This is a genomic window from Streptomyces sp. SCSIO ZS0520 (genome assembly GCF_025643355.1).
In the GTDB taxonomy this organism is placed as follows: domain Bacteria; phylum Actinomycetota; class Actinomycetes; order Streptomycetales; family Streptomycetaceae; genus Streptomyces; species Streptomyces physcomitrii.
Genome location: NZ_CP092644.1, coordinates 4,143,135 through 4,162,688, shown reverse-complemented (window position 1 = coordinate 4,162,688; position 19,554 = coordinate 4,143,135). Strand labels below are relative to the sequence as shown.

15 protein-coding genes and 1 pseudogene are annotated in these 19,554 nt (G+C 73.0%); 6 read left to right on the top strand and 10 right to left on the bottom strand.

All coding sequences use genetic code 11. The features are described from left to right. Positions 1-75: 75 nt before the first annotated feature. The 3 genes and pseudogenes from cydC to MID12_RS16165 form a co-directional block, all read right to left on the bottom strand. A pseudogene (gene cydC / locus MID12_RS16175) lies at positions 76-4,232 on the bottom strand (thiol reductant ABC exporter subunit CydC). Positions 4,233-4,269: 37 nt separating this feature from the next. Then, positions 4,270-5,274, bottom strand: coding sequence for a cytochrome d ubiquinol oxidase subunit II (cydB, locus tag MID12_RS16170; RefSeq protein WP_040251415.1), 1,005 nt, complete (start codon positions 5,272-5,274; stop codon positions 4,270-4,272). A gap of 49 nt (positions 5,275-5,323) precedes the next feature. Further along, positions 5,324-6,844 (bottom strand): cytochrome ubiquinol oxidase subunit I, encoded by a 1,521-nt coding sequence (locus tag MID12_RS16165; protein WP_263168049.1) that lies wholly within the window; start codon positions 6,842-6,844, stop codon positions 5,324-5,326. 304 nt (positions 6,845-7,148) lie between these two features. On the opposite strand from MID12_RS16165, the gene MID12_RS16160 reads away from it, so the two are divergent. Then, complete coding sequence (locus tag MID12_RS16160; protein ID WP_263168048.1) at positions 7,149-8,942, top strand: acyl-CoA dehydrogenase; 1,794 nt, start codon at positions 7,149-7,151, stop codon at positions 8,940-8,942. 130 nt (positions 8,943-9,072) lie between these two features. Here the strand turns inward: MID12_RS16160 and hisC are convergent, their stop codons facing one another. Then, positions 9,073-10,152, bottom strand: coding sequence for a histidinol-phosphate transaminase (hisC, locus tag MID12_RS16155; RefSeq protein WP_263168047.1), 1,080 nt, complete (start codon positions 10,150-10,152; stop codon positions 9,073-9,075). A 463-nt stretch (positions 10,153-10,615) separates the two neighbouring features. On the opposite strand from hisC, the gene MID12_RS16150 reads away from it, so the two are divergent. The 5 genes from MID12_RS16150 (at position 10,616) to MID12_RS16125 (ending at position 16,487) form a co-directional block, all read left to right on the top strand. Beyond that, positions 10,616-11,728, top strand: coding sequence for a LacI family DNA-binding transcriptional regulator (locus tag MID12_RS16150; RefSeq protein WP_078845016.1), 1,113 nt, complete (start codon positions 10,616-10,618; stop codon positions 11,726-11,728). A gap of 664 nt (positions 11,729-12,392) precedes the next feature. After that, entirely contained in the window at positions 12,393-13,460 is a 1,068-nt protein-coding gene (locus MID12_RS16140; RefSeq protein ID WP_263173190.1) for a metallophosphoesterase, read from the top strand. Between the two features lie 231 nt (positions 13,461-13,691). Further along, positions 13,692-14,582 carry a hypothetical protein gene (locus tag MID12_RS16135; protein WP_040251398.1) on the top strand — a complete coding sequence of 297 codons (891 nt, stop codon included), beginning with the start codon at positions 13,692-13,694 and terminating at the stop codon, positions 14,580-14,582. A 163-nt stretch (positions 14,583-14,745) separates the two neighbouring features. Continuing rightward, the gene (locus MID12_RS16130; protein WP_263168044.1) at positions 14,746-15,510 is read left to right on the top strand and encodes a hypothetical protein; all 765 of its coding nucleotides are present in this window, start codon (positions 14,746-14,748) and stop codon (positions 15,508-15,510) included. Positions 15,511-15,515: 5 nt separating this feature from the next. Continuing rightward, a complete protein-coding gene (locus MID12_RS16125; protein WP_263168042.1) occupies positions 15,516-16,487 on the top strand; it encodes an SRPBCC family protein in 972 nt (323 codons plus the stop codon). A gap of 39 nt (positions 16,488-16,526) precedes the next feature. On the opposite strand, the gene MID12_RS16120 is transcribed toward MID12_RS16125, so the two are convergent. The 6 genes from MID12_RS16120 to MID12_RS16095 all read right to left on the bottom strand — a co-directional run bounded on the left by MID12_RS16120 (position 16,527) and on the right by MID12_RS16095 (position 19,554). Beyond that, positions 16,527-16,769 (bottom strand): gas vesicle protein K, encoded by a 243-nt coding sequence (locus MID12_RS16120; protein ID WP_411577067.1) that lies wholly within the window; start codon positions 16,767-16,769, stop codon positions 16,527-16,529. A 32-nt stretch (positions 16,770-16,801) separates the two neighbouring features. Then, on the bottom strand, positions 16,802-17,032 hold the full coding sequence (locus MID12_RS16115) for a gas vesicle protein (RefSeq protein ID WP_040251390.1): 231 nt from the start codon (positions 17,030-17,032) through the stop codon (positions 16,802-16,804). Between the two features lie 6 nt (positions 17,033-17,038). Continuing rightward, positions 17,039-18,118, bottom strand: a complete 1,080-nt coding sequence (locus MID12_RS16110) for a GvpL/GvpF family gas vesicle protein (RefSeq protein WP_263168038.1) — start codon at positions 18,116-18,118, stop codon at positions 17,039-17,041. Then, positions 18,115-18,489, bottom strand: coding sequence for a gas vesicle protein (locus MID12_RS16105; RefSeq protein ID WP_411576962.1), 375 nt, complete (start codon positions 18,487-18,489; stop codon positions 18,115-18,117). Before MID12_RS16105 ends, MID12_RS16110 begins: the two co-directional genes overlap by 4 nt. Positions 18,490-18,574: 85 nt before the next feature. Beyond that, positions 18,575-18,799, bottom strand: a complete 225-nt coding sequence (locus tag MID12_RS16100; protein ID WP_040251383.1) for a gas vesicle protein GvpG — start codon at positions 18,797-18,799, stop codon at positions 18,575-18,577. After that, the gene (locus MID12_RS16095) at positions 18,790-19,554 is read right to left on the bottom strand and encodes a GvpL/GvpF family gas vesicle protein (RefSeq protein WP_263168035.1); all 765 of its coding nucleotides are present in this window, start codon (positions 19,552-19,554) and stop codon (positions 18,790-18,792) included. The genes MID12_RS16100 and MID12_RS16095 overlap by 10 nt, the downstream gene beginning before the upstream one ends.

Sequence of the window (19,554 nt, the reverse complement as noted above, 5' to 3'; positions counted from 1 at the left end):
CTCCGAGGGTAATTAGTCCGGTTTACTGAGGAAAGTCGGTCGGAGGTGACTCGGTTCCGGTCGGGGCGCCTCGGTTCAGGTGGTGACCAGGGGGGCCGCGGTCGTCCTCGACGGCCGGGGCCGGGGCTGGGGACGCGAGGTCAGCAGGTCCGCGGCGCTCTCGCGCTCGCGCATGCGGCGCAGCGGGCCCGGCCGGGCGGCCAGGTCCGCGTAGGGGCCGCGCTGCACCACGCGGCCCTCGTCGAGGACCAGGACCTCGTCGACCGCTTCGAGCCCGGCGAGCCGGTGGGTGATCAGCACCGTGGTGCGGCCCTCGGTCGCCGTGAGCAGGTCGCGGGTGAGGGCGTCCGCCGTCTCCAGGTCCAGGTGCTCGGCCGGTTCGTCGAGGACGAGGACGGGGAAGGCGGCGAGCAGCGCCCGCGCCAGGGCGAGGCGCTGGCGCTGACCGCCCGAGAGCTCCCGGCCGTGCTCGCCGACCAGGGTGTCGATCCCCTGCGGCAGCGAGTCCACCCAGTCGAGCAGCCGGGCCGCGGCGAGCGCCCCGCGCACCTCCTCCTCGGTGGCGCCCTTCCGGGCGAGCAGCAGGTTCTCGCGCAGCGAGGAGTCGAAGAGATGCGCGTCCTGGGCGCACAGGCCCACGGTCTCGCGCACGGTGTCCCCGGACAGTTCCCGTACGTCCGTCCCGCCGAGGGTGTAGCTCCCGTCCCGTACGTCCACGAAGCGCAGCAGCACCTGGGCGAGGGTGGTCTTGCCGGAGCCGGAGGAGCCCACCACGGCGATCCGCCTGCCCTCGTGAAGGGTGAGGTCCAGGCCGCCGAGCGCGTCCCGGTCGGCGCCCTCGTGGCGGGCGGCGAGGCCGCGGAGCCGCAGCGGGAAGGGCGAGGCGGGCGCGGGCGCCTCCGGTACGGGATCGGGCACCGGCTCCGGCGCGTCCAGGACCTCGTACACGCGCCGCGCGCTCGCCCGCACCCGCTGCCGGTACTGCACCGCCACCGGCATCCCGAGGACGCACTCGAAGGCGGCGAGCGGCAGCAGGAGGACCACGGCGAGCTGCACCCCGTCGAGGCGCCCCGCGCCCACCGCGGCCACGCCGAGCGGCGCCGTCGCCGCGAGGGTCAGCCCGCAGAGCAGCGCGGTGAGGCCGTTGCCGAGGGCGGTGACCGCCGCCGCCCGGGAGGCGATCCGGGTCAGCTCCGCGTCGGCCCCCCGCGCGGCGGCGGTACGGGAGCCGAGGGCGCCCGCGACCGTCAGCTCCGCGGTGCCGGTGAGCAGGTCGGTGACCCGGGTGGCCAGCGCCCCGCGCGCCGGGGCCAGTCGGCGTTCGGTACGGCGGGCCAGGGCCGCGGCGAGCAGCGGGACCCCGGCCCCGGCGAGCAGCAGCCCGGCGGCGAGCACCGCACCGGCCTCGGGCAGCAGCCAGGCCGAGAACCCCGCCGAGAGGCCCCCGACGAGTACGGCGGCACCGGCCGGGAGCAGCCAGCGCAGCCAGTAGTCCTGGAGCGCGTCGACATCGGCGACCAGCCGGGAGAGCAGGTCGCCGCGCCGGGTGCGGCGCAGTCCGGCGGGGGCCAGCGCCTCCAGGCGCCGGAAGACGGCGACCCGGGTGTCGGCCAGCATCCGCAGTACGGCCTCGTGCGCGACCAGGCGCTCCGCGTACCGGAAGACCGCCCGGCCGATCCCGAAGGCACGGGTGGCCGTCACGGCGACCATCAGGTACAGCACCGGCGGCTGCTCCGAGGCCCGGGAGATCAGCCAGCCGGAGGTGGCCATCAGCCCGACCGCACTGCCGAGCGCCAGCGCGCCGAGCAGCAGCGCCAGCCCGAGCCGCGCCCGACGCACCCGGGCCAGGGCACGCAGGCGGGCGAGGGGGCGGGGGCGGGAAGGGGAAGCGGGGGAGGGCGGGGGCGAGGCGGGAGCCGGATGAGGGTGGGTGCGGGCCGGTGCGGAGGGGGTGGGGGTGGGGTGGGGTGCGGCGGCGTGGGGTGCGAGGTCTCGGCGCCCCGGCCGGTGTGAGCGGCCCGGGTGATCCGGCCGACTTCGGTGAGCTGGCCCGTGTGAGCGGCCCAGGTGACCCGGCCGACTTCGGTGGCCTGACTCCTGTGAGCTGCCTCGCTGATCTCGCCGACTTCGGTGACCTGGCCCGGGTGAGCTGCCTCGCTGATCTCGCCGGCTTCGGCGGCCTGGCCCGGGTGGGCGGCTTCGCTGATCTCGCCGACTTCGGCGACCCGGGCCGAGTGAGCGGCCTCGCCGATCCGGCCGATCGCGGTGGCCTGGCCGGTCCCGATGTCCTGGCCCACCCCGCCCGTACCGTCCGCCTCGCGGGCCCCGCCCGTCTCCCCCGCCCCGTCGAGGCGCACCACCCGGTCCGCGAGGGCGAGGAGGGCGGGCCGGTGGACGACGAGCAGGACCGTGCGGCCGGTCGCGAGGCGGCGGATCGAGGCGACGATCTCCTCCTCGGTGGCGCCGTCGAGGGCGGCGGTGGGCTCGTCGAGCAGCAGGATCGGGCGGTCGGCGAGGAAGGCGCGGGCCAGGGCGAGGCGCTGGCGCTGGCCCGCGGAGAGTCCGGCGCCGTCCTCGCCGAGGCGGGTGCCGAGGCCCTCGGGGAGCGCCTCGGTGAAGTCGAGGGCGCCCGCGTCGGCGAGCGCGCGGCGGACCTCCGCCTCGGTGGCTTCGGGGCGGGCCAGGCGGATGTTCTCGGCGAGGGTGCCCGCGTAGAGCTGCGGGTGCTGCGGCACCCAGGCGATCTGCTCGTGCCAGCGGGCGGGGGCGATCCCGGCCAGGTCCGTCCCGGCGAGGCTCACCCGGCCCCGCGTCGGGCGTACGAGTCCGAGCAGCACGCGCAGCAGCGTGGACTTTCCGCAGCCGCTCGGGCCGGTCAGCGCCACGACCTCGCCGGGCCGCATGGTGAGCGAGACGTCCTCGACGGCTGGGGCGGAGCGGCCCGGATAGCGCACCGTCACCCGCTCGAACCGCAGCTCGCCGGGCGGGAAGGCGACCGTACGGGCGGAGGAGGGCAGCGACTTCGTGCCGACTCCCGAAAGCGAAGCCGAACCCGCCGCGGGAAGCGGAGCCGCATCCGGCGCGGAAGGCGAAGCCGAACCCGCCGCGGGAAGCGAAGCCGAACCCGGCGCCGAATGGGAAGCCGAACCCGGCGCCGAATGGGAAGCCGAACCCGGCGCGGGAAGCGGAGCCGCACCCGGCGCCGAAAGGGAAGCCGAACCCGCGGAAGGCGGCACCGTACCCGTCACCGGGAGCGCCCCCGCCCCCGCCGCCGGAAGCGGTGTCTCCAGTACGGCGAAGAGGTTCGCGGCGGCGGACAGGCCCTCGGCGGCGGCGTGGAACTGGGCGCCGACCTGGCGCAGGGGGAGATAGGCCTCCGGGGCGAGGATGAGGATCACCAGGCCCGCGAAGAGGCCGAGTTCGCCGTGGACCAGGCGCATGCCGATGCCCACCGCGACCAGGGCGACGGAGAGGGTGGCGAGGAGTTCGAGGGCGAAGGAGGAGAGGAAGGCGATGCGCAGGGTACGCATCGTCGCGCGGCGGTAGTCGCCGGTGATCCGGCGGATCGACTCGGCCTGGGCCTTGGCCCGGCCGAAGACCTTGAGCGTCGGCAGCCCGGCCACCACGTCGAGGAAGTGGCCGGAGAGCCGCGAGAGCAACTGCCACTGCCGGTCCGTCCGGGACTGGGTGGCCCAGCCGATCAGCACCATGAACAAGGGGATCAGCGGCAGGGTGCCCGCGATGACCGCCGCCGAGATCCAGTCCTCGGTGACGATCCGGGCGAGGACGGCCACCGGTACCACCACGGCCAGGGCGAGTTGGGGCAGGTAGCGGGCGAAGTAGTCGTCCAGGGCGTCCACTCCGCGTGTGGCGAGGACCACCAGGGAGCCGGTGTCCTGGCCAGGGATGCGGTCCGGGCCGAGTTGCCCGGCGTGGCCGAGGAGGCGCCCGCGCAGTTCGGACTTGGCGGCGGCGCTCGCCCGGTGCGCGGCCAGTTCGGTCAGCCAGCCGACCGCGCCCCGGCCGAGCGCGACCGCGAGCAGCAGGAGCAGCGGGGTGCGCAGCGCCGCCGCCGACAGCCCGTCCTGGAAGGCGCCGACCACGATCTCGGCGAGCAGCGTGGCCTGGGCGATGAGCAGTCCGGCCCCGGCCGCTCCGAGCAGGACGAGCAGGATCAGGAAGAGCCGGGTGGCACGGGCGTAGCGCAGGAGTCGGGGGTCGATTGGTTTCACGTGAAACACCACCTGGGGGCAGCGGGGCCGGGGACCGTCAGTGCGCGCTGTCGGCGAGGTGCTGGGTGCCGATCCGCTTGCGGAAGACCCAGTACGTCCAGGACTGGTAGAGCAGGACGAGCGGGGTGGCGATCAGCGCGCACCAGCTCATCAGCCGCAGCGTGTACGGGCTGGAGGAGGCGTTGCTCACCGTCAGGCTCCACTTCTCGTCCAGCGAGGAGGGCATCACCTCGGGGAAGAGGACCAGGAAGAAGACCGCGACGGTGGCCACGATGGCGAGCCCCGAGAAGGCGAAGGACCAGCCCTCGCGGCCCGCCCTGATCGCCCCGACCGCCACCGCCAGCGCGAGGAGGGCGACGATCAGCACCGCCAGGCTCGACCCCTTGCCCTGGTCCGCCTGGGTCCAGAGCAGGAAGACCGCGGCGAGCCCGGTGGCGAGCAGCCCGAGCCAGGTCGCCCAGGAGCGGGCCCGGTAGCGGATCTCCCCCGTCGTCTTGAGCGCGGCGAAGACCGCCCCGTGGAAGGTGAAGAGGCTCAGCGTCACCGCCCCGCCGAGCAGGGCGTACGGGTTCAGCAGGTCGAGGAGGCCGCCCACGTACTCCTTGTCGGCGTCGATCTCGACCCCGCGGACGATGTTGCCGAAGGCCACGCCCCACAGGATCGCGGGCAGCAGCGAGCACCAGAACAGGGCGTGCTCCCAGTTGCGCTGCCAGCGCTCCCCGGAGCGCTTGACCCGGTACTCGAAGGCGACGCCGCGCACGATCAGGCAGATCAGGATCGCGAGCAGCGGCAGATAGAAGCCGGAGAAGAGGGTGGCGTACCACTCGGGGAAGGCGGCGAAGGTCGCGCCGGCCGCGGAGAGCAGCCAGACCTCGTTGCCGTCCCAGACCGGGCCGATGGTGTTGATCAGCACCCGGCGCTCCGGGCGGTCGCGGGCGAGGAGCTTGGTCAGGACGCCGATCCCGAAGTCGAAGCCCTCCAGGAAGAAGTAGCCGGTCCACAGGACGGCGATGACGACGAACCAGAGGTCGTGGAGTTCCATCGCGGTTCCGGTCCTTTCGCGGGGTGGGTCAGGCCGTGGGGGCGGGCGGTCAGTACGAGAAGGCCATGGGCCGGTCCTGCTGCGCGTCCCCGTCGCCGTCGCGGCCGCCGCCGATCCGGGTGGGCGGGTTGAGGTCGTCCTCGCTCAGTTCGGGCGGTCCGGCCTTGACGTACTTCATGAGGAGGCGGACCTCGATGACGGCGAGTACCGCGTAGAGCAGGGTGAAGACGGTCATGGAGAGGATCACCTCGCCCTGGGAGACGCCGGGGGAGACGGCGTCGCGGGTCTGGAAGAGTCCGTAGACCACCCAGGGCTGGCGGCCCATCTCGGTGAAGATCCAGCCCCAGGAGCCGGCGATCAGCGGGAAGGCGAGGGTCCACACCGCGAGCCGCCAGTACCAGCGGCCGAGCCGGGCGCCGAGGGGCGCGCGCAGCAGGACCAGCCGCGGCACCTCCTCCTCGCCGGTGCGCAGCCGCCGGGGCAGCAGGAACTTCTTGCGGGTGAGCCAGAGGCCGAGGGCGCCCAGGGCGAAGGAGGCCATCCCGAAGCCGATCATCCAGCGGAAGCCCCAGTAGGCGACCGGGATGGTGGGCCGGTAGTCGCCGGGGCCGAACCGTTCCTGCTCGGCCCTGTTGACGTCGTTGATGCCGGGGACGTACGAGCTGAAGTCGTCGTTGGCGAGGAAGGAGAGCACGCCGGGGATCTGCACGGCGACCGAGTTGTGGCCCTTGTCGACGTCCCCGTAGGCGAAGACGGAGAAGGGCGCGGGCTTCTCGCCGTCCCAGAGCGCCTCGGCGGCGGCCATCTTCATCGGCTGCTGCTTGAACATGACCTTGCCGAGCAGGTCCCCGCTGACCGCGGTGAGCAGTCCGGCGATGACCACGGTGATCAGGCCGAGGCGCAGCGAGGTCCGCATCACGGGTATGTGCTTGCCGCGCCGCAGATGGAAGGCGGCGATGCCGACCATGAAGGCGCCGCCGGTGAGGAAGGCGGCCGCGAGGGTGTGGAAGGCCTGGGTGAGGGCGGTGTTCTGGGTGAGCACCAGCCAGAAGTCGGTCAGCTCGGCGCGGCCTGAGCCCTTGTCGAGCCGGTAGCCGACCGGGTGCTGCATCCAGGAGTTGGCGGCCAGGATGAAGTACGCGGAGAGGATGGTGCCGAGCGCGACCATCCACATGCAGGCCACGTGGAGCCGCTTGGGCAGCTTGTCCCAGCCGAAGATCCACAGGCCGATGAAGGTGGACTCGAAGAAGAAGGCGATCAGCGCCTCGAAGGCGAGCGGGGCGCCGAAGACGTCGCCGACGAAGCGGGAGTAGTCCGACCAGTTCATGCCGAACTGGAACTCCTGCACGATGCCGGTGACCACGCCCATCGCGATGTTGATCAGGAAGAGCTTGCCCCAGAACTTGGTCGCCCTGAGGTACTTCTCCTTGCCGGTGCGCACCCAGGCCGTCTCCAGGCCCGCGGTGAGCGAGGCCAGCGAGATGGTCAGCGGGACGAACAGGAAGTGGTAGACGGTGGTGATGCCGAACTGCCAGCGCGACAGGGTCTCCGGTGCCAGTGCCAGGTCCACGTCGTCATCTCCTTTGCGCGGGGGCCGCCACGGCGATTTGCCGCTTTGCTCACCCAGATATCGGGAGTAACGGGACGCGCTTGTGAACGCGTTCACATTCACAAGCATTATGTCCTACCGGAATGTCGATCTCCGAAGGGGGGTCCCCCTCGGCGCACCGAGGGCCCGCTTCCCCCGGAATCCGGGCCCGGGGACCCCTCGCGGAAAACGTAAGCAACCGCTTAGTCTGGGTACGGAACGCCTCCGCCGACGGCGGAGCCGGGCAGCCGCTGCCCGGGCAACCGAGCCCCCGGGGAGAACCCGTATGTCCCTGCTCCTGTCCCGCCGCGACCTCGACTTCCTGCTGCACGAGTGGCTGGAGGTGTCCGCGCTCACCGAGCGGCCCCGGTTCGCCGACCACTCCCGGGAGACCTTCGACGCCGCGCTCGACCTCAGCGAGCAGATCGCCACCCGGCACTTCGCCCCGCACAACAAGAAGGCGGACGCCGAGGAGCCCCGCTTCGACGGCGAGCGGGTCCACCTCATCCCCGAGGTGAAGGAGGCGCTGGCCGTCTTCGCCGAGTCCGGTCTGACCGGCGCCACCATGGACTACGAGATCGGCGGCAGCCAGCTCCCGGCCGTGGTCGCGAACGCCTGCTTCGCCTGGTTCCAGGCGGCCAATGTCGGCACCAGCGCCTACCCCTTCCTCACCACCGGCAACGCCAATCTGCTGCTCGCGCACGGCAGCCGGGAGCAGATCGACACCTATGTGCGGCCGATGGTCGAGGGGCGCTTCTTCGGCACCATGTGCCTGTCCGAGCCCGGGGCCGGCTCCTCGCTCGCCGATGTGCGCACCCGGGCCGAGCCGCGGCCGGGCGGCGGCCACCGGCTGTTCGGCAGCAAGATGTGGATCTCCGGCGGCGAGCACGAGCTCTCCGAGAACATCGTCCACCTGGTGCTCGCCCGGATCCCCGGCGGCCCGCCCGGGGTCAAGGGCCTCTCGCTCTTCGTGGTGCCCAAGTACCTGGTGGCGGCGGACGGTTCGCTCGGCGCCCGCAACGACGTGGTCCTCGCCGGGCTCAACCACAAGATGGGCTACCGCGGCACCACCAACACCCTGCTCAACTTCGGCGAGGGCGCGCACCGGCCGGAGGGCGAACCGGGCGCGATCGGCCATCTCGTCGGCGAGGAGCACCGCGGCCTCGCCTACATGTTCCACATGATGAACGAGGCGCGGATCGGGGTCGGCCTCGGCGCCACCGCGCTCGGCTACACCGGCTATCTGCACGCCCTGGACTACGCCCGCAACCGCCCCCAGGGCCGCCCGCTCGGCGCCAAGGACCCCGCCTCACCGCAGGTCCCGATCCTCGCGCACGCGGACGTACGCCGGATGCTGCTCGCCCAGAAGTCGTACGTGGAAGGGGCGTTGGCGCTCAACCTGTACTGCGGGCGGCTGGTCGACGAGCAGCGCACGGCCGCCACCGAGGAGGCCCGGGACCGGGCGCGGCTGCTGCTCGACGTGCTCACCCCGATCGCCAAGAGCTGGCCCTCGCAGTGGTGCCTGGAGGCCAACAACCTGGCGATCCAGGTGCACGGCGGCTACGGCTACACCCGGGAGTACAACGTCGAGCAGTTCTACCGGGACAACCGGCTCAACCCCATCCACGAGGGCACCCACGGCATCCACGGTCTCGACCTGCTCGGCCGCAAGGCGGTGCAGGAGGGCGGCGCCGGGCTCGCCCTGCTCGGCGAGCAGATCGGCGCGAGCGTGGCGCGGGCCGCGAAGGCGGGCGGGGAGGCCGCCGGGTACGCGGAGGCGCTGGGCGGGCGGCTGGCGCGGATCGGCGAGGTGACCGCGCGCCTGTGGGGCACCGGCGACCCGGCGACCGCGCTGGCCAACGCCACCGCCTATCTGGAGGCGGTCGGCCATGTGGTGCTCGCCTGGATCTGGCTGGAGCAGCTGCTCGCGACCGGCGAGCGGGAGGGCGCCTTCTACGAGGGCAAGCGGGCCGCCTGCCGCTTCTTCTACCGGCACGAACTCCCCCGCACCGACGCGCAGTTCGCCCTCCTGGAGAGCCTGGACCGGACCGCGCTCGACATGCCGGACGAGGCCTTCTGAGGCAGCCGCGGGGACCGGTGCCGCCGCCCGGCGGGCGAGGGCACCGGGACGGGCGGCGGCCCGCCCCGGCGGGCGGGCGCACCAGGACGGGCGGCGGCCCGGCCGGGCGCGCCCGGCCCGGTCCGGGGCTCTACAGCTCCTTGCGGAAGGCGGCCGCGGTCTGGAGGAAGAGGTCGTTGCCCTCGCTCTCGCCGATGGTGACGCGCACGCCCTCGCCCGCGAAGGGCCGGACCACCACGCCCGCCGCCTCGCAGGCCGCGGCGAAGTCGAGGGTGCGCTCGCCGAGCCGCAGCCAGACGAAGTTGGCGTGCGTCTCGGCCACCGTCCAGCCCTGCCCGGTCAGGGTCGCGACGACGCGCTCGCGCTCGGCGACCAGCGAGCCGACCCGGCCGAGCAGTTCGTCCTCGGCGCGCAGCGAGGCCACCGCGGCGTCCTGGGCGAGCTGGCTCACCCCGAAGGGCACGGCGGTCTTGCGCAGCGCCGCGGCGACCGGCTCGTGCGCGATCGCGAAGCCGACCCTGAGGCCCGCGAGTCCGTAGGCCTTGGAGAAGGTGCGCAGCACGCAGACGTTGGGGCGCTCGCGGTAGAGCTCCACGCCGTCGGGCACCTCGGTGTCCCGGATGAACTCGCGGTAGGCCTCGTCGAGCACCACCAGGACCTCGCGCGGCACCCGGTCGAGGAAGCGCTCCAGCTCGGCGCGGCGGATCACGGTGCCGGTGGGGTTGTTGGGGTTGCAGACGAAGATCAGCCGGGTGCGCTCGGTGATCGCCTCGGCCATCGCGTCCAGGTCGTGGCCCTCGTCCCCGGTCAGCGGGACCTCGACCGGCCGGGCGCCGCTGATCCGCGTGATGATCGGGTACGCCTCGAAGGACCGCCAGGCGTAGATCACCTCGTCGCCGGGGCCCGCGGTGGCCTGGAGCAGCTGCTGGGCGACGCCGACCGAGCCGGTGCCGGTGGCCACATGGCTCGCGGGCACCCCGAAGCGGGAGGCGATCTCGGCCACCAGCGCGGTGCAGGCCAGGTCCGGGTAGCGGTTGAAGGAACCGGCCGCCGCGAGCACGGTCTCCAGGACCCCGGGCAGCGGCGGGTAGGGGTTCTCGTTGGAGGACAGCTTGTACGCCTTGGGTCCACCGGCAGCAGCGGGCTTGCCCGGCTTGTAGGCCGGGACGCCGTCCAGCTCGGCACGCAGCCTGGGGCTCGTCTCACTCACCGCAGTCCTCCTCGTCACACCACTCGTGATCAGCGACTCCCGGCTCCTCCGCCTCCGCGGGCGGCCGGGCGCTCGACACCCGCCGAGCCCAATACTGCTCACCCTATGAGGATTGGGCGCCGCTGCGAATGGGCTGGGGACAACGCATCTGCCGACGGGGGCCCGCCGGGGCTCCCGGGCCCGCCCTTCCGGAACCGGCCGCAAGGGGCGCGTGGCCGGTTTTCGCGCGCCGGTGGCTCGCGCCGTGGCGCGCGTCACCCGTGAAGGTGAGTTGAGACCTCTTCGCAACATCACGGCATTGGCAGGCACAGCGCGCTTTGCACAACCGTAATCATCTGTCGTACCGTCAACTACCTTATATTCCAAGGCAATTGACCCTTCAGAGCCATGCAGAAACGTGACTGTCAATGGGTGAATATGCGTACGCACCACCCCACCCCAAGAGCCCTACTATCGGCTCGCCATGACAGCAGCAGGTAAGCATCAGGTGGGCCGCACGGACACAACACGCCGGGGCAACCGGCCGGGCAGAGCGGGCATCAGAGACGTGGCCGCCGCCGCCGGTGTCTCCATCACCACGGTCTCCGACGCCCTCAACGGCAAGGGCAGGCTCCCTGATGCCACACGCCGCCACGTCCGCGAGGTGGCGGACCGGCTGGGCTACCGCCCCTCCGCGGCGGCCCGCACCCTGCGTACCGGCAAATCGGGTCTCATCGGCCTCACGGTGACGACCTACGGGGATGAACCTTTCACCTTCACCGAGTTCGCCTACTTCGCGGAGATGGCGCGGGCCGCCACCTCGGCCGCGCTCGCCCGCGGTTACGCCCTGGTGATCCTGCCCGCCACCTCGCGGCACGACGTCTGGTCGAACGTCGCCCTCGACGGCACCGTCGTCATCGACCCCTCCGACCAGGACCCCGTGGTCAGCGAACTCGTCCGGCAGGGGCTGCCGGTGGTCTCCGACGGGCGCCCGGCGGGCTCGCTGCCGGTCACCGCCTGGGTGGACAACGACCACGAGGCGGCGGTGGCCGGGATCCTGGACCACCTCTCCGCCGCCGGGGCCCGCCGCATCGGCCTGCTCACCGGCACCACCACGGACACGTACACCCATCTGTCCACCACCGCCTATCTGCGCTGGTGCGAACGCGTCGGCCAGGACCCGGTGTACGAGGCCTACCCGGCGCACGACCCCTGCGCGGGCGCCGGGGCGGCCGACCGGCTGCTCGCGCGCCCCGACCGGCCGGACGCGGTCTACGGGCTCTTCGACCCCAACGGCACCGACCTGCTCGCCGCCGCCCGCCGCTACGGACTGCGGGTCCCCGACGACCTGCTGCTCGTCTGCTGCAGCGAGTCCGCGGTGTACTCCAACACCGAACCGCCGGTCACCACGCTCTCCCTGATGCCGCGCCGGATCGGCACCGCCGTGGTGCAGTTGCTCATCGACGCCATCGAGGGCGTCGAATCGGAGCAGCCGGTCGAGCAGGTGATACCGACGGAGCTGATCGTGCGCGCCTCCTCCCAGCGCAGGCCGCCGCGCACCACGGTGAGCCCGCCGCGCGCCCCGGCACCGGACTGAGACCCCGTCCGCACGGCGGTCCGTCCGTGCGGAGCGGGCCGGGCCCGCCGTCAAAGGGGCTCGCGCGGCGGGGCCCGGAAAAAACTGGGGTCCCAATTCGGGCGAAAAGCACAAGGAACCAGGGACGAGCCAGGATTCAGCACCCCTGGGTCATCACACAGCGCGAGCCGCATTCCTATGATGGGCCCACGACACCGCGGGCAAGCTGCGACCAGGCAGTCCCCTCCGGTGCAGTTGCGGCGCAATGGTGGAGGGGTCGATGACTCAGGGGGCCGGTCAGGGACCCGTGGTCCGGACAGCGACGCTGCGCGACTTCCGGGTGCCTGCCTACGTCCGCGAGGGCGCCCCGCAGCCGCCCGGCACCACCCCCGGGCAGGTGCCCCCGCCGGAGCCGGTCCGCCCGCCGGGCGATGTCCGCCAGGAGCAGGAACAGGCCGGGCTCCAGCCGCAGCAGCCGCCGCCCGCGCGGCAGCCGGGGGGCCCGCCGCCCGTACCGGAACCGGGGAGGCCCGCTGTACCACCGCGCACGCCCCCGGCCGCCGTCCCGGCGCGGGAGCCGTACGCCCAGGGTCCCGCCGCGCCGTATCCCGGTCCGCCCCAAGTACCCGTCCAGGGACGGCGGGAGCCGCAGCAGCCCGCGCCCGCCGCCCCGCCCGTACCGCCGGTGGCACCACCGGCCGTGCCCCTGCCGCCGAGGGGCGTGCCCGATCCGGACGGGGCGCCCGCCGACGGCGGCCGGATCCCCGCGCCTTCGCGGAGCGGCGCCTTCGCGGCCGCCTTCGCGGACGAGGAGGAACCCGAGGGGTACACCCCGACCCAGCGCGACCTGCCGGTCATCAACCGCGGTGACACGCTCCAGGTCCCGGTGGCCGCCGAACCCGAGCCCGCGCCCGCGGCGGACGACCCCGAGGGGCTCGGCCCGCTGTACGTGGTCGGCGACGTCCACGGCTACCTCGACGAACTCCTCGCCGCGCTCGGCGAACAGGGCCTGATCGACACCGAGGGCGACTGGGCCGCGGGCAACACCCGGCTGTGGTTCCTCGGCGACTTCACCGACCGCGGCCCGGACGGCATCGGCGTCATCGACCTGGTGATGCGCCTGTCCGCGCAGGCCGCCGCCGCGGGCGGCTACTGCAAGGCCCTGATGGGCAACCACGAACTGCTGCTCATCGGCGCCAAGCGCTTCGGCGACACCCCCGTCAACTCCGGGGCGGGCACGGCCACTTTCCAGGCGGCCTGGCTGCTCAACGGCGGCCAGAAGACCGACATGGACCGCCTCCAGGACCACCATCTGCAGTGGATGTCCCGCCTCGACGCGATGGAGGAGGAGGACGGTCATCTGCTGCTGCACTCCGACACCACCGCCTACCTCGACTTCGGCAGCTCGATCGAGGAGGTCAACGACACCGTCCGCGAGGCGCTGACCCGCAACGACGCCGACGAGTGCTGGGACCTATTCCGCAAGTTCACCAAGCGCTTCGCCTTCCGCGACGACTCCGGCGCCGGCGCGGTACGCGAACTCCTCGGCACCTACGGCGGCGCGCGGGTCGTGCACGGCCACAGCCCCATCCCGTACCTGCTCGGCGAGGTCGGCTCGGAGGACGGCGAGGACAGCGCGGGCCCCACCGTCGAAGGGCCGCACGTCTACGCGGAGGGCCTGGCCATCGCCATGGACGGCGGCGTCACCATGGCCGGAAAACTCCTGGTCCGCAGGCTTCCGCTGGGGGGCTGAACAGCCTTTTGCCGCGGGTCCGGACACGCCCCGCGGCGCCACCCACCACCCCTGGCGGCAGCGCCCGGGCCCCTATCACACCGGGATCCCGACGCACCGAATTCCGCTCATCCCCTGTCACCTTGCGCGGTGACCCCTCTACCATCGCCCTATCCGTAGCAGGCTCCCCTCCGTTTCCTGCCCTACGGCCCGCAATCCGTGCGGGCCACATGCCCTACGGAGCATCGGGGGATGCACATGAACAGCGTTCCGCAGCACCTGATGAACGAGGACCGGCTCGCCTACGAGCGGGCCCTCGACGAGGCGCTGCACTCCGCTTCGTACGACTCCGGACCGGCCGCCGCCCGCGGGCTCAACCCGGAACAACTGCGCACCATGGCGCTGAGCGCCACCGCCCTGATCACCGCCGCCGCCTCCGACGAGTACCGAAGATACGTTCAGGCACGCGAGGAGCTGCGCCGTCCCGCACCGGCCGAGGAGGCCCCGGCGGGCTCCGCGGCGGCCCGGGAGGGTCCGGGCGGCGCCGCGGGAGAGGGCGGGGCCACCGGTCTCGCCGCCGGTGCCGCCGAGGTGGTGGAGAGCGCGAGCGCGGGAGTGCTCGCCGTGGTCGCCGTGCTCACGCCGATGCTCGCGGGCGCCGCCGCGGTGATCTTCCTGCTCGTCGGCTACCTCCTCAAGGCCGTCAGCCCGCAGGACGGCTTCGCGAAGTCGATGCTCACCACCGGGTGGACCTTCGCCGGGCTCACCGCCCTGGCCATCCTGGTCGCCGGGGCCGGACTGCTCTTCGCCGCGCTGCGCAACTCCGCCGACGGGCGGCCCGCGGCCCAGGCCGAGCGCGTGAAGCTGGCGGAGGTCGAACGCGCCCGCCAGGACTGGCTCGACGCCCTGGTCCACCGCGGGATCCTGCCCTTCCTCGCCGAGGCCGCCGCCCGGCCCGCCGCCGCGGATCCCGCCCCGGCGCCGGACCCGGCGAGCGGCCACCGGATGCCCCAACTCGGCTACCACCGGCCGGGGTTCTCCAGCCCCGGCGAGGGCGAGCACCGCACCGGGACGGGGCCGAGCTACTCCAGCCCCGACTACAGCAGCCCGGACTTCAGCGGGGCGGACCGGCAGCCCGAGTAGGCCGGGGCAGGTCCCGTACCGCCGGGAGATGCGCGACGGCGGTACGGGGAGGAGGGTGGGTAGTGGTGGGGGGGCGCTGCCGACCGAGTCTTCGGCGCGGCAGCCCAGGGCCGCCCGGATCCGCCGGGCCGGCTGCCACGTCGACCGCCGTGAGGACCCGCTCATGGATGACAAGGCGAAAATCTCTCTGGTCAGCGCTCTGGCCGCGGGCTACCTCCTCGGTCGTACCCGCAAGGCCAAGTTCGCCCTCGCCGTCGCTTCCCTGGTGGGGGGCGCCGCGGTGCCCTCGAACCCCCGGGAGCTGCTGAGCCTCGCGCTGCGCGAGCTCGCCAAGAACCCCCAGTTCGCGCCGTTGATCGAGCAGGTCAGAGGCGAACTGCTGACCTCGGGGCGCGCCGCGCTCTCCTCCACCGCCGACCGCCGCCTCCTCTCCCTCGCCGACGCCCTCAAGGACCGCACGGCCGCCCTGCAGGAGCCCCTCGAAGGCTCCGAGGACGAGGAGCCCGAGGAGCCCGAGGACGAGGAGGCGGACGAGGAAGCGGAGGACGAGTACGAGGACGAAGAAGCCGAGGAACCCGAGGAAGACGAAGAAGACGAGGAAGGCGAAGAAGAGGGCGAGGACGAGGAGGAGGCGGAGGAAGAGCCCGAGGAAGAGGACGAGGAAGAAGACGAAGAAGAAGAGGCAGAGGAAGAAGAACCCGCTCCTCGGCCCAGGGCGAAGAAGGCCCCGCCGAAGAAGGCCCCGCCCAAGAAGGCCGCCGCCAAGAAGGCCCCGGCGAAGAAGGCTCCGGCGAAGAAATCCGCCGCCAAGAAGGCGCCCGCGAAGAAGACCGCGGCCAAGAAGTCCGCCGCGAAGAAGGCGCCTGCCAAGAAGTCCGCCGCGAAGAAATCCGCTGCGAAGAAGAGCACCAGCACCCGGAGGCGGTGACCGCCATGACCGACAAGAAGGAAGCCGCGGCACCGGAGAAGTCCTCGGGCCTCGACCAGCTCAAGGAGCAGCTCACCTCCTACGCGCAGGCGCGCGGCCAGAAGCTGGTGGATTCCGTCGGCAGCAAGATCAGTGACCTGGCGGAGGGCGTCGGCGGCTCCTCCGAGGGCGGAAGCACCCTCCTCAACGCCGGAAAGCGCGTGATGGGCGGGGAGAACCCGCTGAAGGCCTTCGCCAGCGAAAAGGGCGGCGAGCTGAAGGACAAGGCCGTGGACTCCGTCAAGAGCGCCTTCGGGGGCGGCGGCGGAAAAGCGGGCACCGTCAAGGTCACGAACATCATCGAGCACATCGACATCGGCATGCCCCTGCGTACGGTGTACGACCGCTGGACCGAGTTCGAGGAGTTCAGCGACTTCACCAAGGGTGTCACCAGCGTCACGAAGTCGGACGAGATCGAGAGCGACTGGAAACTCAAGGTCGCCTTCTCCAACCGGAGTTGGAAGGCGACCGTGCAGGAGCAGATCCCCGACGACCGCATCGTCTGGACCTCGGAAGGCGCCAAGGGCACGACCCGCGGAGCCCTCAGCTTCCACGAGCTGGGACCCAATCTCACCCGCATCGTCGCCGTGGTCGAGTACACCCCCGCGGGCTTCTTCGAGAAGACCGGCAACATCTGGCGGGCCCAGGGCCGCCGCCTCCGCCTGGACCTCAAGCACTTCCAGCGCTACGTCACCTTCACCGACGACGAGGACCTCGAAGGATGGCGGGGCGAGATCCGCGAAGGCGAGGTCGTCCGCAGCCACGAGGAAGGCCTGAAGGACGACGAGGAGGACGAAGAGGATCAGGACGGCGAGGAAGCAGACGAGGACGAGGACGAAGAGGACTACGAGGGCGAAGAGGAGGAGGAAGAAGAGGACGGCGGCGAGGACGAGGATGCGGAAGGGGAGGAGGAGGAAGAAGAGGAAGAGGAGGAGTGACGGCGGCCGGTGGGGCGGGGCCCCTGCCCTGCCCGGAGCTCAGTCGCGCGGGAGCAGGGAGCCCAGCGGGCCGAGGTCCAGGTTGAGGTCCTCCAGCCGGAGGCCGTGCTGTTCGCAGAGTTCGGTCATCCGCTCGTCGAGGTGCATGAGGGTCTCCCCGATCTGCTCCACCTGGTCCTCGCTGAGGTCGCCCTGCTCGACCCGGCGCAGCGCCTGCCGCTCCATCAGCTGCCGCAGCAGTTCGACGACGGTCAGCACCAGGGAGACCAGGTCGCGGCCCATCTGCTCCCGGTCGACGTCCAGTCTGCGCTCGCTCACAGCGGGCCCCCGTCCGCCCACGGCGCCGGCACCCGCTCGCTGACCGAGGACAGCAGCGCGTGCAGCGAGAGCCGTACCAGCGGCACATCGGCGATGGCGATCACCAGGTCGCCGCTGACCACGACCCCGGTGGCGAGGACCCGGTCGAGCAGGTCCACCAGGGGCACGCCGAGCGGGCCGGACAGGGGTTCCGGTGTCTCCCAGGGGACGGGTTCGCGTCCGTGCACCTCCGGTCACACCTCCCCGGCGAAGGAGTACGGCACCCAGGGCCCGGAGACCTCGATCCGCGCCCCGGTCTTCTGGCGCAGGGACTCGACCCGGGCGCGCAGTTCGGCCTCCCGTTCCGCGGCGACCAGATACGTGGCGTTGAGGACCTGAAGCAGCTCCCGGCCGGTGAACTCCTGGCTGTGCGCCCGCAGTCGGCGGCCCGCCCTGGCCAGGCCGGTCAACTCGGCGTCCACCTCCTCACCCAGGCGCAGCGCCCGCTCATGGCGCCGGGTGCGGTCGCGGTGCGCTCCCCGCTTCCGCTCCAGATAGGCGCGGCCCGCGCCGCCGCCGGTACCGGCACCGGATCCGCCACCCGCAGCCGCACCCGTACGCGGACTGGCACTGGCACTCGCGCCCGTACCCGCACCCGTACGCGGACTGGCACCCGCGCCCGCACCCGCGCCCGGACTGGCACCCGCGCCCGTACGCGTACCTGCCGCCGCCGGGGTGGCGGAGGAGGACCCCGCCGCGACGTAGGCCTTCACGCCCCACTCCACATGGCCGTCGATGCGGTCCAGCGCGGTGTGGAAGCGCTCGGCGTCGGATTCCAGGGCCGCGCGGGCGCGGTCGTCGCCGTGGTAGAGGGTGCCCAGGGCCAGCGGGGCGGCCGGGCCCCCGGCGGCGGCCGCGGTGACCACGGCGTGGTGGGCCCGGGCGCAGCGTTCGAGCTCCCGGATGTCGGCGAGGCGCTGCTGCCAGGCCTCCTCGGTGAAGCGGGCCGCCGGGACGTGCTGGACGACCGCGGTCAGCGCACCGAAGCGCAGGGTGCGCACGGGGTGTTCCGGACGGTCGGGGGCGCCCTCGGCCAGCCCCGGCAGCCCCGCGAACACGGCCTCCCGCACCCGGCGGCGGCACACCGCGAACACATACGTGGCAAGGTCCTCGCCGGGCGAGGCACCGGCACGGTTCTCGCCCGCCGGGGCACCGGCAAGCTCCTCGCCCGCCGAGGCGCTGGCGAGGTCCTCCTCCGGCGAGACAGCGGCGAGGTGCTCCTGCGGCGAGACAGCGGCGAGGCGTCCGTCCGACGCGGCGGTGGGGTGCGTCATGCTCCCGCCCCCGCCCCGCTCTTGCCGCGCTCCCCGGCGGTCTCCCGCTCCCGGTCCCGCTCGCCGGACTCCAGTGCCTCCAGGCGCTCCCGCAGCATCCGGTTCTCCTGCTCCATCTCGTCGCGGGCGGCGCGGGAGCTGAGCGCCGGGTCCGTCTCCCACCAGTCGATACCGGCCTTCCTGGCGGTCTCCACCGAGGCGACGAAGAGCCGCAGCCTGATGGTGAGGAGTTCGATGTCCAGGAGGTCGATCTTGATGTCCCCGGCGATCACGATGCCCTTGTCGAGGACGCGTTCCAGGATGTCGGCGAGGTTGCTGGTGGTGGGTCCCTGGGAGGCGATGGCCTCCGGCATGTAGTCGACATCCCTCACGGCTGTTCCGCCCTCTTCCCTACGGTGTGGTGCGCCCGGCTCCCCGCCCCGCCGTCCCGGCCCGCTCCCGCGGCCCGGCGGCTCGTCAGTACCCCCGCAGGAGGTCGAGCAGCTGCTCTTCCTCCCGCTCGAACTCCTCCTCGCTGAGCAGGCCGTTGTCGTAGTCCTCGTTCAGTGCGGCGAGCTTGGCCCGTACCACCGCGGGGTCGTGCAGTTCGCGGTCGGCCGCCCGCGCGAGCTGGTCGGCGACCCAGGTCACCCCGCGTACGGGGGCCAGGGGCAGCGTGAGCAGTCCGCTGATCAGGCCCATGCCGCCACCCGGCCCGGCGGCACGGGCGAGCCGCCGCCGCTGAAGCTGTAGCAGGGCAGGGGTCCGGCCGCCCGCAGGCGCAGGCGGTCGTGGTACCGCTCGCCGAGGCCCCGGGCCGCGGCGAGGAAGTCCTCGCCGTCCTCGCGCGCCACCAGGAAGGAGGCGTTCAGTACGCAGCCGGTGACGGCGGGTCCGGGGGCCACCGCGTGCGCCGCGGGCTCCAGTTCCTGCCGGACGAGCTGGGCCGCCTCGGTCGCCCGCCGGGTCAGCGCGGTGGTGACCGCCTCGCCGAGGCGGACCTTGGCCTGGTAGCTGGGCCGGCTCCGCGCCTCGGCGCTCAGCCGCCGCAGCCCCGCGTCCTCGCCGAGCAGCCGGGCCAGGGCTTCCTCGTCCTCGGCGGGCAGCACCTTGACGTTGACCTCGACCCGCCCGTCGAGCAGTTCCAGGGTCCGCAGATGGCTCTCCCGCGCCTCGCGCAGATGGCGGCGGAGCGCGGCCTCGTCCCCGGCCACCATGCCGAACCGCATCGGCAGCACCGGCCCGGACCCGGCGAGGGTGAGCAGCAGCTCCTGGTGGGCCAGCAGATCGCGGCGCCGGGCCCGCAGATCCGGGGGCGCCGCTCCGGCCACCGCGGCGAGGGGGCCCTCGGTGAAGGTCCGCGGCGGGCCCGGCTCCTTGCCCACCCCGCGCAGGCCCGCGGGCAGCGGGTGCCCGGCCCGGAGGATCCCGTACACGTAGAGCCCGGTCCCGGCCAC

Bases quoted from the DNA above. Each gene is read 5' to 3' on its own strand.
- cydB (WP_040251415.1), bottom strand. From the start codon at position 5,274: ATGGAACTCCACGACCTCTGGTTCGTCGTCATCGCCGTCCTGTGGACC.
- MID12_RS16160 (WP_263168048.1), top strand. From the start codon at position 7,149: ATGTCCCTGCTCCTGTCCCGCCGCGACCTCGACTTCCTGCTGCACGAG.
- MID12_RS16150 (WP_078845016.1), top strand. From the start codon at position 10,616: ATGACAGCAGCAGGTAAGCATCAGGTGGGCCGCACGGACACAACACGC.
- MID12_RS16135 (WP_040251398.1), top strand. From the start codon at position 13,692: ATGCACATGAACAGCGTTCCGCAGCACCTGATGAACGAGGACCGGCTC.
- MID12_RS16130 (WP_263168044.1), top strand. From the start codon at position 14,746: ATGGATGACAAGGCGAAAATCTCTCTGGTCAGCGCTCTGGCCGCGGGC.
- MID12_RS16125 (WP_263168042.1), top strand. From the start codon at position 15,516: ATGACCGACAAGAAGGAAGCCGCGGCACCGGAGAAGTCCTCGGGCCTC.
- MID12_RS16120 (WP_411577067.1), bottom strand. From the start codon at position 16,769: ATGGGCCGCGACCTGGTCTCCCTGGTGCTGACCGTCGTCGAACTGCTG.
- MID12_RS16110 (WP_263168038.1), bottom strand. From the start codon at position 18,118: ATGACGCACCCCACCGCCGCGTCGGACGGACGCCTCGCCGCTGTCTCG.
- MID12_RS16100 (WP_040251383.1), bottom strand. From the start codon at position 18,799: ATGGGCCTGATCAGCGGACTGCTCACGCTGCCCCTGGCCCCCGTACGC.